This window comes from Alsobacter sp. P4_H11 (assembly GCF_056400925.1).
Genome location: NZ_JBFUKI010000004.1, coordinates 41,721 through 55,355 on the forward strand (window position 1 = coordinate 41,721; position 13,635 = coordinate 55,355).

The following is a 13,635-nucleotide window of genomic DNA, read 5'->3' on the forward strand; positions in this document are numbered from 1 at the left end:
TTCCGTCGTTAACCGACTGATAACCGTGAGCCGGGCAAATATTGCCTAGCCGGCGGGCAATCCGCCGTAGGGCGTGTTTGTTGAGGTCAAAGGCTTGAACGGCCTCGTTGAATTTCTGAACCGTCTAGGGCCTGCGCGCATCGCCGCGATGGGGGCCGTTACGCTTGCGCTCGTGGGCTTCTTCGCCTTCGTGATCATGCGGGTGACGCAGCCCGCCATGGGCGTGCTCTATGCGGATCTCGGCCCCGAGGATTCCAGCGCGATCGTCAAGGATCTCGAGCAACGCGCCATCAAGTTCGAACTGCGCGAGGATGGCCGCGCGATTTCGGTGCCGCGCAGCGATATCGCCCGCCTGCGCATGGATCTCGCCAGCAAGGGCATGCCGGCCGGCGGCAGCGTGGGCTACGAGATCTTCGACAAGGGCGACGCCTTCTCGTCCACGAGCTTCGTGCAGGGCGTGAACCAGCTCCGAGCGCTGGAGGGCGAACTCGCGCGCACCATCCGGTCGCTCAGCAAGGTGCAATCGGCCCGGGTCCATCTCGTGATCCCCGAGCGCAAGCTGTTCGAGCGCGACCGAGAGCCGGCCAGCGCCTCCATCGCCCTCAAGGTTTCAGGCGAACTCGACTCGGGCCAGGTCCGGGCGATTCGCCATCTTGTGGCGTCCGCGGTGGACGGCATGAAGCCCGAGCGAATCTCCATCGTCGACGATCGCGGCCGGCTGCTCGCCGACGGCGCGCGCGGCGAGAACACCGGCGCGGCGGCCGCCGAGGAAAAGCAGCTCAGCTACGAGCGGCGGATGCGCACGCAGGTCGAGGAGATCGTGGCCAGCATCGTCGGGCAGGGCCGGACCCGGGTCCAGGTCGCGGCCGAAATCGACGTCAACCGGGTCCAGCAGACCTCCGAGAGCTTCGATCCCGAGAGCCGCGTGGTGCGCTCCACCCAGACGCGCAACGAAAGCCAGGCGAGCACGGAAGCCAAGGACGGGCAGGTCACGGTCGGCAACGAGCTGCCAGGAGCGAAGTCCGACGCAAACGGCCAGCAGAAGGACCAGTCGCAGAAGTCGGAAGAAATCGTCAATTACGAGATCTCCCGCACCACGCGCACCGAAGTGGTGGAGGGCGGCCGCGTGAAGCGCCTGTCCGTCGCGGTTCTGGTGGACGGCGTGTATACGAAGTCCGCCGCCGGCGAGGTCACCTATCAGCCGCGGCCGCAGGATGAGCTGGATCGCATCGCCGCCCTGGTCCGCTCCTCGATCGGGTTCGACGGGAAACGCGGCGACCAGATCGAGGTCGTGAACCTGCGCTTCGCCGAGGCGCCGCCGCTGGCCGAGACGCCCGCCGCTCCGACCGGCTTCATAGCCCTGCTGACGCCCACGCGCGACGACATGATGCGCGGCGTCGAGTTGACCGTTCTGGCGTTGCTGGTGCTGATCGTCACCCTCGTGGTGGTCCGGCCGCTGGTGCGCACCATCCTCGCCCCGCTGGGGCCGCAGACCCGGCTGGTCGAGGCGCTGGCCGGGGCCGGCGTCGGACCGGATGGCGTGCGGCAGGGCGCCATTGCGGGGCCGGCCAAACGCGAGCCGCCGGTCGTCGAGGAGACCGAGGCCAGCCGCATGCTCGACATCGCGCGCGTCCAGGGTCAGGTGCAGGCCCGCTCGGTCGAGCGCATCGGCGAAATCGTCAAGGAGAACCCGGCCGGCACCGCGACCATCCTCCGGCAATGGATCAACGAGGAAGCCGCGTGATCCAGCCCCAATCCCCCTTCAGCGCTGACCGAGCCTCATGAGCAACGCCCAGAAATTTTCCTTCGACAACGACTTCGGTTCGGATCGGCGCAGCCAGAGCATGCGCCGCCAGGCCGATGTCGAGCGGCTGCAGCAGGCCGAGCAGGAAGGTTGGGAGCGGGGCCGGATCGAAGGCCGCCGCGAAGCCGAACAGGAAGCCGCCATGCGGATGGCGCTCGCGATCGAGCAGGTGGCCGGCGCCGCCGCGGCCGTGATCGCCCATCTCGAACACCAGACCGAGCGCCTGGAGCTGGAAGCGGCGGAGCTCGCGATCGTTTTCGCCCGCAAACTCGCCGGCGACCTCTTGGCTCGCGAGCCGCTGGGGCCGCTGGAAGCCGCCGCGCAGGAATGCTTCCGCGAGATGGCCGGCGCACCGCATCTGGCCGTGCGCGTTCCGCCGGAATGCGTCGACAGCGCCAAGGAGGTGCTGGAGCGCAAGGCCATCGAGCGCGGCTTCGCCGGCCGTCTTGTGGTGCTCGGCGAGGACGGCATGGCGCAAGGCGATTTTGTCATCGAGTGGGCGGATGGCGGCATGCGCCGCGATTCCGACGCTTTGCAACGCAACATCTCGGGAGCCATCCAGCGCCATCTCGGCGCAGGCTTCCACCAGTCCTGATCGGAGACGACCGCCATGGCGGGACCCGACGACATTCCGCTCCCCAACCTCAAGGGCGGCGACCTCGACTTCGCGGATGATGGGGGAGGGGCGCAGGACGAGCATCCGACCGGCAAGGTCGCGGAGGATCTCGAGCACGTGTTCGACGTGCCCGTGAACGTGTCCGCTGTTCTCGGCCGCACCCGTCTCGAAGTCGGCGAATTGCTGCGGCTCGGCCCCGGCGCGGTGCTGGAGCTTGACCGGCGCGTGGGCGAGGCGATCGATATCTTCGTGAATGACCGTCTCGTGGCTCGCGGCGAGGTCGTGCTGGTGGAAGACCGCCTCGGCGTGACCATGACCGAAATCATCAAGTCCGACCGGTAGGAGATCTGACCATGCGGCTTCTTATCGTCGGCGTCATGAAGGGCCCCTTGGCCCAGGCCACGAAGATCGCCATCGACCGCGGCGCCAGCGTCACCAACGCCGAGAGCGTCGAGCAGGCGCTCATGGTGATGCGCAGCAAGGGCGCGGACCTCGTGATGATCGACGTCGTGCTCTCGGTGCGCGACCTCGTGACCTCGTTCGAGCTGGAGCGCATCCGCACGCCCGTGGCCGCCTGCGGCACCGGCACGGACGCGCGCGCGGCCGTGGCCGCGATTCAGGCGGGCGCGCGCGAGTACATCCCCCTCCCGCCCGACCCCGAGATGATCGCGGCCGTGCTGGAGGCGGTGTCGCGCGACACGCGCTCCTTCGTGTTCCGCGACGAGGCGATGGCGCGCGTGGTGCGGCTGGCCGAGCAGGTGGCAAAGTCCGAGGCCTCGATCCTGATCACGGGCGAGAGCGGCGTCGGCAAGGAGGTGGTCGCCCGCTTCCTCCACGGGCGCTCCAACCGCAAGGACAAGGCGTTCATTTCGGTGAACTGCGCCGCCATCCCGGATGCGCTGCTGGAATCCGAGCTGTTCGGCCACGAGAAGGGGGCGTTCACGGGCGCGGTGGCGCGGCGCATCGGCAAGTTCGAGGAAGCGAGCGGCGGAACGCTGCTGCTGGACGAGATCTCCGAGATGGACGTGCGGCTGCAGGCCAAGCTGCTGCGCGCGCTGCAGGAGCGTGTGATTGACCGCGTCGGCGGCGGTAAGCCGGTGCCGGTGGACATTCGGGTGATCGCGACGTCCAACCGCAACCTCGCCGACGAGGTCCGCAAGGGCACGTTCCGGGAGGACCTGCTCTATCGCCTGAACGTCGTGAACCTGAAGGTGCCCCCGCTGCGCGAGCGCTCGCAGGACATTCTGGAGCTCGCCGGCCACTTCGTGCGCAAATACGCCGACGTGAACGGCGTGCCCGTCCGGACGCTGTCGCCTGATGCGCGACGCGCGCTGCTGGCCAACCCGTGGCGCGGCAACGTGCGCGAGCTGGAGAACACCCTGCACCGGGCGGTGCTGCTGGCGGTGGGCGAGGAGATCGGCGTCGACGCGATCCTGACGCCGGACGGCGAGGCCTTCGGGGCGGGGCCGCGCGACCCCGCCGCGCGCGCGCTGGAGACCGCCGAGGCGACCGCGCGGGCGCTGGTGGGCCGCACGGTGGCGGATGTCGAGCGCGAGCTCATCCTCGACACGCTGGACCATTGCCTCGGCAACCGCACCCATGCGGCCAAGATCCTCGGCATCAGCATCCGCACGCTGCGCAACAAGCTGAACGAGTACACGGCCGACGGCGTGGCCGTGCCGGGGCCAGGCGAGGCTCGCGTGGCCAGCCTCTAGGCTCAGTTAGCGCGCCGCCGGCATCCGCTGGGCAGGCTTGCGGGCCTGCTCTCGCGCATGAAGCGCCTGCGCCAGCCCGAGCACGCCGGCCGGCCCGAGCTTGCTCGGGTCGAGCGTGGTCATGCCGCGCTTGCTCATGACGTCCCTCATCTCGTCGAGGAAAAGCGTCGCGCCCATGGCCCAGTTCGGGAAAGCCCGGGTGGCCTGGGGCCGGCGCTCCAGCAGCACGAGATCGCCATGGCGCGGATCGGCGCCGATCCGGTCATAGGTGCGCGACACCACGGCGGTTTCGCCTTCCAGGATCTGCGCGAAGATGCGGTCATCGAAGATCATGTAACCCGTGATGCCGTCGCGCGCGTTGTTGCGGATCGAGGCGTCGAGGATGCTCTTGATCGTGCGGAAGCCCTCCTGCGGAGGGATTTTCCGGGTCGAGTAATAGGTCAGGCGCGTGAGCGGCATTCGGGGGGCGTCCATTCACGTAAGGCAAGGCGAGATCGCATCGCGCAAGATTGTGGTTGTGGCGATTCAGATGATCGATGCATGCCAAACGTGAATGCTACGTATATGCCCTGAGGCTTCTAGCGCTTCGTCACGCCACATCCGCTGCAAATGCTTCCAACTGCGTTCTTGTCCTTGGCCTCGCGCGCCTTCTGGACTTCGGACGGACGATCCACGGCGTTGATGCCGTTCGAGCGCATGTCGGCGGAGCGCGGCGCGGCCTCCTTGCCGGTGCGCGCCTTGCAATCCGCTATGATTTTGGCGGTGAAATTGCTCGGATTGGCGAGCACGTCGCCGCATGCCCCTTCGCCTGCTCCGGGCGCCGTGCCGGCGACTCCCGGACCGCGCTGGGCCGTGGGGGCCTGACCCGAGGAGCCGCTCGTGGCCGCGGACGCGCCGCTGTTCACATTGGCCGGATTGTTCGACAGCGTACTTCCCTGGCGGCTCGCGCCGGCGTCCGGTTGCGCCGTGCTGGGCGCGGTGGCGCCGGAGGTCGTGGGTTGGCCCGCGCCGAGGATCGGGGCCGGTCCGGTAGGCTGGTTCTGGCCCGACAAGGCGGTTCCGGGAGGAGCCGCGAGCGAACCCGGCGCGCTACCCAGGCCGCCGGTGCTGGGCGAGGCCGGGTTAGCGCCGCCGATCGATCCCGACGTCGTTGCGCCGGACGATCCCGAGGCGGACCCTGAACTGGAAGACCCACCCGAGGAACTACCGCCGGACGAGCTCCCGCCGCCAGAACTCTGCGCGAAGCCCGGCGCGATGGCGGCCGCGACCGACAAGGCGCAGCCCAACATGAGGGACGCCGTTGAGCGGCGGAGCGAGACGGTGCGGTATTGGCTGGCCATCGGGGCCTCCCGGGGGGTCAAGGTTCGCAGCCTCAACGTCCCGGCAGCGGCTCGGTTGCGGCTTTCGGCCGATCCGCCGCAGGGCTCCTCCACGGCAGGGCGTCACAGCTTCGTGAGCGTGGCCAGACGCTAAGGGTGCGTTCACGCTCGCCTTCCATGGTGGACGCCGCGCCATCCGCGGTGGTTGACGCTGCGTCGGGGTCGAGGCATGTCGCTCACCATCGTCAACGGCTACGCATGCGCTGATTGCGCGGACATCGCCAAGGCGAAGCGCGGCGAAAATCCAAACGCGAAGCCTGGCGACGTCGACCCCAAGGCGGCGAAGGCCAAGGCAGACGCCGGTGTGTCCGAGACCCGCGAGGCGGTGACCTTCGGAGGGTCGCTGGCGGCGAGCCGAATCGATGGGGCCCAGCCTGCGGCCGGCGCCAGCGTCGTGGGACGTACGCTCGATATTCGCGCCTGATCACGCTGCTGCGACAGGCCAGCGCCCGGCTTCGACATCGCCGGCGAAAATCGCGTGGGCGATAAGCGCGGCGTTCATCTGCACGCGGTGCGCAAGCTTGAAAGCTTCGCCGTGGATCGTCTCGTCCGGATATTCGGTGATGAGCTGCAACGGCGTCGGCTGGGCCGAACGCTCCACCAGCGCGCAGGCTATGCCGTTCAAAACCGGGAAGCCGATCGGGCCCGCATGGGCCTCGTAGGCGCCGATCTGGGCGCGGTTCAGCGCGGCGAGATCGGGATCTTCGGCAAGCTGCGCGGTCAACCGCTCGAGGAATTCGCGTCCGTAGGTCTCCAGGCCGCCATGGTGGCGCAGGATCAGGAAGAAACCCTTGGGCAGGGCCCAGTTCTCGAAGCCGCGTGGAAGGTAGCCGTTCAGCGGGCGCGTCCACTCGTGCGCCGGGTAGCCATGCAGGTTGATGTGGAGCTCAGCGCCGGTCCGCGTCCGCGCGGCGTTGCGGGCCTCCTGCTCGTAAAGCGGCGGCGCGACGCGGTATTCCAGGTCGTCGCCCAGCGCCGTGTAGCGCGCGGCGTGGTGCATGTGCTCGGGATGTTCGACGATAAAGTGCTGGTGCAGTGCGTAGCCGTCGGGGTTCTCGACCGGGATCAACGCAAAGGCCGCGCCCGCGCTGGCGAGTGCAGCCCCGGCCCGCAGCGCGCCGACGACGCCGGAGGTCTCGTTGGCGTGTTGGCCGCCGGTGAGAAGAATGGGTGGGCCCGAGCCCTCGACGATCACGCCGCGAACCGCCCGGCCCTGCCGGGACGTCGCCCCGACGGGGGCGCCCGCAATCTCGGCGAGGCTGGCGTAGACTTGCGCGAGGGGCGGAGCGGCCTCGCAGCGATCCCAGGCCGGCGGGAGCGCCGCGTCCAGCGCGGCGGCTGGCTCATGGGGCTCGACGGATACCCGCACCCTGGTCGGCCCGTCGGCAGAGCGAATGTCCGGGATGATTTGGCCGGGCCGCAAGGTGCGGTCGCCCTCGGGGCGGCCGGTCAGGTGCTGGAACCACTCCAGCAGCGAGAAATACAGGTCCTCGTGCAGCGCCTCCCGTGTGCTCATGCGCTCATGCATGAACGGCAATTGCCGCTCGACGCCGCCGATCCAGACCTCGATGCGCAGGCGGTCGAAGAAGGGCTCCGACCTACCCCAGTCATGCCCGGTCACGGCCGCCATGGCTGCGTCATACGCAAGCGCGAGGTCTGACCGGATGGGTTCGTCGCAATCGAGATCGGGGTCGCCGGCGCCGGCGATGCGCAGCCACGCGCAGGGGGAGCGCGTCTCGCGCCCGAGCGCGTCGCGACGACTGGCGTTCGGGGCGAAGATGCGGCGCGTCTCGGTGAGGCCGTCGGCGAAGCGCAGGTCGGCTTCGTAGAAGGTCGTGGATGCGCCGGGTTGCGCCGTGAAGCCGCCCTCGGGCAGCAGGGCCGCAAGCGGATAGGCCTCCGTGAGGAAGCGCCGCTCGGACGCGCCGGAGCAGACCGGATAGCGGAGCGTTACGGCCTGGAGTTCGCCAGCCTTGATGTCCGGCAGCAGGTCGTCCAACAGCGGCTTGTAGGCGCTTCTGATGCGCGCCGACACGCCTTGCGCCGACAGTGCGCGCTCGGCGGCGGCGCGACGGTCCGCGCCCTCGAACACCCACGCCTCCACGTCAGCGCCCTTCAGGGCGGGCGCGGACAGGCGCTCGACCAGGAGGTCGAGCGTGCGCGGGATTTCGAGATCGAGCAGAACCGCCATGGATTTCCTCCACGCCCAGGCTAGCCGGGGCGGGGAAGAGTGCAAACTCGTCAATACTGGACCGCGAGCCTCCGGCTCGCATGCTTGGCGCCGGAAGAGGCGAGCCGGGAGGCTCGCGGTCCGGGCGCTCGCGTCGGCGTCAGGCTTTGCAGACCCAGAACGCGCTACGCGGGAACTCCAGCCAATGCTCGCCGCCCGCGATGCGGGTGGGCGAGAAGATCCGCACCGTCACGTCGTCGCGCTTGAACAGGAGTTCGTAGCGCTCGCCGAGATACATCTCGGCCGTCAGCGTCATGCGCAGCCGGTTGGGTCCGGGGCCGTCGGCCACGCGCACCTGCTCGAGGCGCACGATGCCGAGCGCGCTGTCGCCCTCCTGCACGGGCCCGCAGGGCAGGCCGTCAAGACGGGTGTCGCCCACCACCAGCGTGGCGGCGTCGCCCGATACGCTCACGGCCTTGCCGGGAAGGCGGTTGTTGGCGCCCATGAACTCGGCCGCGAAGAGCGTGGCCGGCCGGCCGTACATCTCCTCCGGCGTGCCCTGCTGCTCCACGACGCCGCCGTTGAGCAGGAGGATGCGGTCCGCCATCGCCATGGCCTCGACCTGATCATGCGTGACGCAGAGCGCCGACAGGCCGAGCTCGCTGATGAGCTGGCGCAGCCAGACGCGGGCTTCCTCGCGCAGCTTGGCGTCGAGGTTGGAGAGCGGCTCGTCCAGCAGGATCACGGGCGGCTCGTAGACCAACGCGCGGGCGAGCGCCACGCGCTGCTGCTGGCCGCCCGAGAGCTGGTGCGGGAAGCGCGCGCCGAGATGGCCGATGCCGATGCTTTCCAGCGCCTTGGCGACGCGGGTCTTCACGTCCGCGCCCGAGACGCCGCGCAGCTTGAGCGGATAGGCGACGTTGTCGAACACCGTCTTGTGTGGCCACAACGCGTAGGACTGGAACACGAGGCCGAGGCCGCGCTCCTCCGGCGGGAGATTGATGCCCTTGGCGCCGTCGAACAGCGTCTTGCCGGCGATCACGATACGGCCCGCATAGGGCTCCTCGAGGCCGGCGACGCAGCGCAGCAGCGTTGTCTTGCCGGAGCCCGAGGGGCCAAGCAGGGCGACGATCTGGCCCTTTTCGAGCGTCATCGAGACGCCCTTCAGGATGTCGACGGAGCCGTAGCTCAGCTTGATGTTGTCGATGACGAGGTCAGCCATGGAGGCGCACTCCCAGACGCAGGGCGAGGCCGAGGCCCACCGAGATGATCACGATGTTGATGACCGCGAGGGCCGAGACGAGGTCGATCGCGCCGGTGCCCCACAGGGACACCATGAGCGAGCCGATCACTTCCGTGCCGGGGCCGAGCAGGTAGATGCCGGTGGAGTATTCGCGGGCAAAGATCAGGAAGATGAGCACCCAGGCGGCGATCATGCCGGAGCGCGCCAGCGGCACCGTGACGTCGCGGGCGACGCGCCCGGCCGTGGCGCCAACGGAGCGCCCGGCTTCCTCCAGTTCGGGACCGATCTGCAGCATGGTGCCGGCCACCAGGCGCGTCCCGTAGGCGAGCCACACGATGGTGTAGGCCAGCCAGACCGAGAACAGCGTGGCGCGCAGCGGCTGCAGCGGCGGCAGGAACAGGAACAGCCAAAGCATCGCGAGGCCGGCCACGAGCCCCGGCATCGCGCGCGGGATCATCACCAGGTAGTCGGCGATCCGGGTCCAGCCCGAGCGCCAGCGATGCATGGCGAGCGACACGGCCGTGTAGCAGGCGACCGCGAGGCCCCCGCCGATCACGCCGATCAGGATGGTGTTGACGATGGCGTGCATGGCGTTGGGATAGTCGACGAGGTCGCGATAGTGCGACAGCGTCAGCACTTCCGAGAGCCGCACGCCTTCGCCCCAGGTGGTCACGAAGGACCGCAGCAGGATGCCGAACACCGGGATGCCGACGGTCACGACGAACCACAGGATGATGAGCCCGAAGGCCGGCCAGCGCAGGCCGCCGAGCCGCAGCGGCGCGCGCTTGGCGGCCTTGCCGCGCACGGAAACGTATTTGTTGCTCTGCGACAGCAAAAGGCGCTGCAGGTACACGAGCGGGATCGCGATCAGGATGATGGCGACCACCACCACGGCCATGAGCTGGTAGGACGGCACGCCGAGCTTGTTGGTGAGCTTGTAGAGGTAGGTGGCCAGCACCAGCACGCCCTTGGGATCGCCCAGCACGAGCGGCAGGCCGAAGAGCTCGAAGCCCAGGAAGAAGATCAGCACGGCCGCGTAGAGCACGGCCGGGGTCACCATCGGCAGGCTGACGGTGACGGCGACGCGCAGCGGTGAGGCGCCGGTGGTGCGGGCGGCCTCCTCGAGGTCGGCGCCAAGGTTCTGCAGGGCCGCCGACGTGTAGAGGTAGACGTGCGGCACGTGCGTGAGGCCGGCGATGATGGTGATCGCCGTGACCGAGTAGATGCTCCACGGCACGGTGCCGATCATGCCCTTCACGAAGGTGGAGAAGATGCCCACCGGGCCGAGCGCCACCACATAGCCGAAGGCCAGCACCACGGCCGACATGAAGATCGGCACCAGCACCAGCGGCTCCAGGATCCACTTGCCGGGAACGTCCGTGCGGGCCAGCAGGAAGGCCAGGATGACGCCCAGCGGCACCGCGATGGCTGTCATGCCGCTGGCCACGATGATGGAGGTGCGCAGCGCGTCCCAGAACTCGTCGTCCTCGATCACGAACTGGTAGGCTTCCAGGGTCCACTTCACGTTGGGGGTGAAGAAAGGACCGTCCAGGAAGCTTTGGTAGATGATGAGGCCGATCGGCGCGATCACGGCGGACGCCATGATGGCCAGCACGGCGAAGCGGAATGTCGCGAAACGCAGCATGGCGGGTCTCCCGGCGCGGCCGGAGGGGAGAGGACGTAGGCCGGGAGGGCCTGCGTCTGGATCTGTTTCGATTGGGCAAACAACGCCCCTCATCCTGAGGAGCAGGCCCGTTTGGGCCTGCGTCTCGAAGGACGAGGGGGTCCAGTGCGCTGGGTCGTTGTGCGCGCTGGAGTCCCTCGTCCTTCGAGACACATCGCCAAGGGGCGATGTTCCTCAGGATGAGGGTTCGGGTGTGTTGGGTTCGGCTAGTGAGCGATCGCTATCCGGCGAGGCTCAGTTGCCCTTCATGGCGGCCTGCCACTGCTTGATGAACTTCAGCCGCTTGATGGTGTCGAGGTTGGCCGAAAGATCCGCGTCGATCTTGATCGGCCGGATGGCGTCGCCAACCTGCTCCTTGACCTTCGCGACCGTCGCTTCGCCCTGCACGTCGTCGCGCAGCGAGTAGAGCTCGGCCTGGTTGGCGATGATCGTCTGGCCGCGCTTCGACAGCATGTAGTCGAGGAAGAGCTTGCCGGCGTTCGGGTTCTTGGCCTTGTTGGACAGGAACGCGACGCGCGAGGCGATCAGCGTGTAGTCCTTCGGCAGGACGATGCCGATATTCGCGTCCTTCTTGGAGCGCGACAGCGCGTAGGAGCCGAACACGCCGTAGCCGATGGTGTGCTCGCCCGAGGTGACGCGCTCGATCATCGCGCCGGCGGACGTGTAGAGCTTCATCTCGGCCTTGCCCATGGCCTTGAACAGGTCCCAGGCCTGCTTGAAGGCGAGGTCATCCTGCGTGAAGAACAGGTAGCCGACGCCAGAACGCTCGGGGTCATAGGCCGTGACCTTGCCCTTGTAGGCGTCGGTCTTGGTCTGCAGCAGCTTCAGCAGGTCCGCGTGCGTCTTCGGCACGTCGCCTTCCGGAACCAGGCGCTTGTTGTAGACGATCGCGACGGGCTCGTAGGTCACCCCGTAGGCGGTGTCCTTGTAGTTGGCCCAGGACGGGATGGCGGCGCCTTCCGGCGTCTTGTAGGTCGCCGCGTAGCCGTCGTTGGCGAGCTTGATCTGGAGGTCCTGCGCGGAGGACCAGGTCACGTCCGCGGTGCCCTGGCCGGCGGCGGCCTCGGCGATGAAGCGGTTGTAGAGCTCGGTGGAGTTGAGGTCGTTGTACTCGACCTTGATGCCGTAGAGCGCCTCGAAGTCCTTCACCAGGAAGTTGGCGGCGGCGGCGTCGGTGGTGCCGTACACCACGACCTTGCCTTCCTTCTTGGCGGCTTCGATGGTCTGGGCGTAGTCGGCCGGGTAGCCGGCCGGGACCTGGGCGGCCGCGAGGCCGGCGGTCATCACAAGCGCAAGGCCAGAGGCGAGCGGGAGGGCGAGCTTCATCGCGATATCTCCTTGGGTTTCCGTTTCCGGGATCGCTGTCCCGTTACGGCAAGGATTAGCGCGTGAACCTGTCGTGAACCTGTCAGGCCCTCGCGAGGTCGGCGTGATCGTCAGATCGGCGCGATGGCCTCGTCCTTGACGTTGTCCAGCGCCACGGCGGTGCGGATGGTGCGGACATTGGCGAGGGCGGTGAGCTCGGCCACCAGCGCCTGGAAGGCGCGCAGGTCCGGGGCGACGCATTTCAGCATGAAGTCGATGTCGCCCGAGAGCGTCCAGCATTCGCGCACGGCCGGCCAGTCGCGGATTCGCGCCTGGAAGCCGGCGAGGTCGCCCTCGGCCTGGCTGGAGAGATGCACGAAGGCGAAGAACACGATCTCGAAGCCGAGCGTCTTCTCGTCCACGAGCGCGCGATAGCCCTTGATGATCCCGGCTTCCTCCAGCGCCCGCACGCGCCTAAGGCAGGGTGGAGCGGACATGCCGACGCGCTTGGCGAGCTCGACATTGGTCATGCGCCCATCGGCCTGCAGCTCGCGGAGGATTTTGAGGTCGATGTCGTCGAGGCGTGTGGGCAAGGGCGGTTTCCGCTGCGGCGCAAAATCGGGCTTCTGTTTAGACGTGAACCGGGCGGTGGGGAAGGGCGGGGCCTTGCCGGGCGGGCTTTTCCGTGCGACTCGCCCTCCATGCTTCCACCCGCGACCACCTGCTGGATCATCACGGACGGCAAGGCCGGCGACGAGGGCCAGTGCCTGGGCGTCGCCGAGGCGCTCGGCCTGTCGCCCGAGCTGCGCCACGTCGCGCCGCGGGCGCCCTGGGCGTGGCTGGCGCCGTGGGGGCCCGTCGACCCCCGAGAAGCGCCGGGGCGCGAGGGCGGGCCGCTGGCGGGGCCGTTGCCGGACATCGCCATCGCGAGCGGCAGGCGCGCGGTTCCGGCGCTCGCGGCGGTGAAGCGGGCGTCCGGCGGCAAGACGTTCACGGTGTTCCTGAAGGATCCGCGCACGGGCCGGGGCGCGGCGGATTTCATCTGGGTCCCGGCGCATGACCGTCTGCGCGGGCCCAACGTGCTCGCCACCGTGACGTCGCCGCACAGGATCACGGCGGAGCGGATCGCGGCCGCGCGCGCCAAGCCGGACCCGCGCCTCGCCGATCTGCCGCGGCCGCGCGTGGCGCTGCTGCTCGGCGGCGACAGCCGGGGGCACCGGTTCAGCGGCGAGGACATCGTCCGGCTCACCGCCCAGGTCGCCGCGCTGGCGCAGACCGGAGCGGGGCTGATGGCGACCGCCTCACGGCGCACGCCGGGGGCGTTGCGCGAGGGGGTGAAGAGCATAGTGCGCAGCAAGGGCGGGTTCTTCTGGGACGGCGAGGGCGACAACCCCTACGTGCCCATGCTGGGGCTGGCGGACGCCGTTGTGGCGACGGCCGACTCCACCAACATGGTCGGCGAGGCCTGCGCGACCGGCAGGCCAGTGCTGGTCTTCGAGCCGTCCGAGCGCAGGCCGGGGTCGGCCAGCCGCGTCTCAGGTCAAATTATTGCGCTAAAGGCCCTCGGAGCTGTGCGTTCCTTTCAAGGGCGGCTTGAAAGCTATGCATACCCGGCATTAGATAGCACTCCGGAAATCGCCTCGGCGATCGCCTCCGCGTTCGCGCGGCATCGGAGCACCCCCGCCTAAATCGATCTGAGCGTCGCTCCCCGCTCGATGA

14 protein-coding genes are annotated in these 13,635 nt (G+C 68.7%); 7 read left to right on the forward strand and 7 right to left on the reverse strand.

Going from position 1 to position 13,635, the window contains the following annotated elements; genetic code table 11:
* The first annotated feature begins 94 nt into the window (after positions 1 to 94).
* Genes fliF through flbD form a run of 4 tightly spaced genes read left to right on the forward strand, consistent with a single transcriptional unit; the run spans position 95 to position 4,135 of the window.
* The gene (gene fliF / locus AC1DSZ_RS07980) at positions 95 to 1,744 is read left to right on the forward strand and encodes a flagellar basal-body MS-ring/collar protein FliF (protein ID WP_476837854.1); all 1,650 of its coding nucleotides are present in this window, start codon (positions 95 to 97) and stop codon (positions 1,742 to 1,744) included.
* A 37-nt stretch (positions 1,745 to 1,781) separates the two neighbouring features.
* Entirely contained in the window at positions 1,782 to 2,399 is a 618-nt protein-coding gene (locus AC1DSZ_RS07985; protein WP_476837855.1) for a FliH/SctL family protein, read from the forward strand.
* A 15-nt stretch (positions 2,400 to 2,414) separates the two neighbouring features.
* Positions 2,415 to 2,762, forward strand: a complete 348-nt coding sequence (gene fliN / locus AC1DSZ_RS07990) for a flagellar motor switch protein FliN (protein ID WP_476837856.1) — start codon at positions 2,415 to 2,417, stop codon at positions 2,760 to 2,762.
* Positions 2,763 to 2,773: 11 nt separating this feature from the next.
* Entirely contained in the window at positions 2,774 to 4,135 is a 1,362-nt protein-coding gene (flbD, locus tag AC1DSZ_RS07995; protein WP_476837857.1) for a sigma-54-dependent transcriptional regulator FlbD, read from the forward strand.
* Between the two features lie 6 nt (positions 4,136 to 4,141).
* On the opposite strand, the gene AC1DSZ_RS08000 is transcribed toward flbD, so the two are convergent.
* Complete coding sequence (locus tag AC1DSZ_RS08000) at positions 4,142 to 4,594, reverse strand: BLUF domain-containing protein (protein WP_476837858.1); 453 nt, start codon at positions 4,592 to 4,594, stop codon at positions 4,142 to 4,144.
* Between the two features lie 119 nt (positions 4,595 to 4,713).
* Positions 4,714 to 4,923 (reverse strand): hypothetical protein, encoded by a 210-nt coding sequence (locus tag AC1DSZ_RS08005; RefSeq protein ID WP_476837859.1) that lies wholly within the window; start codon positions 4,921 to 4,923, stop codon positions 4,714 to 4,716.
* Between the two features lie 91 nt (positions 4,924 to 5,014).
* Between AC1DSZ_RS08005 and AC1DSZ_RS08010 the strand changes: the two genes are divergently transcribed.
* Positions 5,015 to 5,608 (forward strand): hypothetical protein, encoded by a 594-nt coding sequence (locus AC1DSZ_RS08010; protein ID WP_476837860.1) that lies wholly within the window; start codon positions 5,015 to 5,017, stop codon positions 5,606 to 5,608.
* 75 nt (positions 5,609 to 5,683) lie between these two features.
* Positions 5,684 to 5,938 carry a hypothetical protein gene (locus AC1DSZ_RS08015; protein WP_476837861.1) on the forward strand — a complete coding sequence of 85 codons (255 nt, stop codon included), beginning with the start codon at positions 5,684 to 5,686 and terminating at the stop codon, positions 5,936 to 5,938.
* Here AC1DSZ_RS08015 and AC1DSZ_RS08020 read toward each other — a convergent pair whose 3' ends face one another.
* The 5 genes from AC1DSZ_RS08020 to AC1DSZ_RS08040 all read right to left on the reverse strand — a co-directional run bounded on the left by AC1DSZ_RS08020 (position 5,939) and on the right by AC1DSZ_RS08040 (position 12,509).
* The gene (locus AC1DSZ_RS08020; RefSeq protein ID WP_476837862.1) at positions 5,939 to 7,705 is read right to left on the reverse strand and encodes a M14 family metallopeptidase; all 1,767 of its coding nucleotides are present in this window, start codon (positions 7,703 to 7,705) and stop codon (positions 5,939 to 5,941) included.
* A gap of 139 nt (positions 7,706 to 7,844) precedes the next feature.
* Positions 7,845 to 8,906 carry an ABC transporter ATP-binding protein gene (locus AC1DSZ_RS08025; protein ID WP_476837863.1) on the reverse strand — a complete coding sequence of 354 codons (1,062 nt, stop codon included), beginning with the start codon at positions 8,904 to 8,906 and terminating at the stop codon, positions 7,845 to 7,847.
* On the reverse strand, positions 8,899 to 10,572 hold the full coding sequence (locus AC1DSZ_RS08030) for an ABC transporter permease (RefSeq protein ID WP_476837864.1): 1,674 nt from the start codon (positions 10,570 to 10,572) through the stop codon (positions 8,899 to 8,901). Before AC1DSZ_RS08030 ends, AC1DSZ_RS08025 begins: the two co-directional genes overlap by 8 nt.
* 273 nt (positions 10,573 to 10,845) lie before the next feature.
* Positions 10,846 to 11,937 carry an ABC transporter substrate-binding protein gene (locus AC1DSZ_RS08035; protein ID WP_476837865.1) on the reverse strand — a complete coding sequence of 364 codons (1,092 nt, stop codon included), beginning with the start codon at positions 11,935 to 11,937 and terminating at the stop codon, positions 10,846 to 10,848.
* A 110-nt stretch (positions 11,938 to 12,047) separates the two neighbouring features.
* Positions 12,048 to 12,509, reverse strand: coding sequence for an Lrp/AsnC family transcriptional regulator (locus tag AC1DSZ_RS08040; protein ID WP_476837866.1), 462 nt, complete (start codon positions 12,507 to 12,509; stop codon positions 12,048 to 12,050).
* 108 nt (positions 12,510 to 12,617) lie between these two features.
* On the opposite strand from AC1DSZ_RS08040, the gene AC1DSZ_RS08045 reads away from it, so the two are divergent.
* A complete protein-coding gene (locus tag AC1DSZ_RS08045; protein WP_476837867.1) occupies positions 12,618 to 13,604 on the forward strand; it encodes a mitochondrial fission ELM1 family protein in 987 nt (328 codons plus the stop codon).
* The last annotated feature ends 31 nt before the right edge of the window (positions 13,605 to 13,635 follow it).

Coding starts and splice junctions, on each gene's coding strand:
- AC1DSZ_RS08035 (WP_476837865.1), bottom strand. CDS start 11,937: ATGAAGCTCGCCCTCCCGCTCGCCTCTGGCCTTGCGCTTGTGATGACC.
- flbD (WP_476837857.1), top strand. CDS start 2,774: ATGCGGCTTCTTATCGTCGGCGTCATGAAGGGCCCCTTGGCCCAGGCC.
- AC1DSZ_RS07985 (WP_476837855.1), top strand. CDS start 1,782: ATGAGCAACGCCCAGAAATTTTCCTTCGACAACGACTTCGGTTCGGAT.
- AC1DSZ_RS08020 (WP_476837862.1), bottom strand. CDS start 7,705: ATGGCGGTTCTGCTCGATCTCGAAATCCCGCGCACGCTCGACCTCCTG.
- AC1DSZ_RS08025 (WP_476837863.1), bottom strand. CDS start 8,906: ATGGCTGACCTCGTCATCGACAACATCAAGCTGAGCTACGGCTCCGTC.
- fliN (WP_476837856.1), top strand. CDS start 2,415: ATGGCGGGACCCGACGACATTCCGCTCCCCAACCTCAAGGGCGGCGAC.
- AC1DSZ_RS08030 (WP_476837864.1), bottom strand. CDS start 10,572: ATGCTGCGTTTCGCGACATTCCGCTTCGCCGTGCTGGCCATCATGGCG.
- AC1DSZ_RS08045 (WP_476837867.1), top strand. CDS start 12,618: ATGCTTCCACCCGCGACCACCTGCTGGATCATCACGGACGGCAAGGCC.
- AC1DSZ_RS08015 (WP_476837861.1), top strand. CDS start 5,684: ATGTCGCTCACCATCGTCAACGGCTACGCATGCGCTGATTGCGCGGAC.
- AC1DSZ_RS08000 (WP_476837858.1), bottom strand. CDS start 4,594: ATGCCGCTCACGCGCCTGACCTATTACTCGACCCGGAAAATCCCTCCG.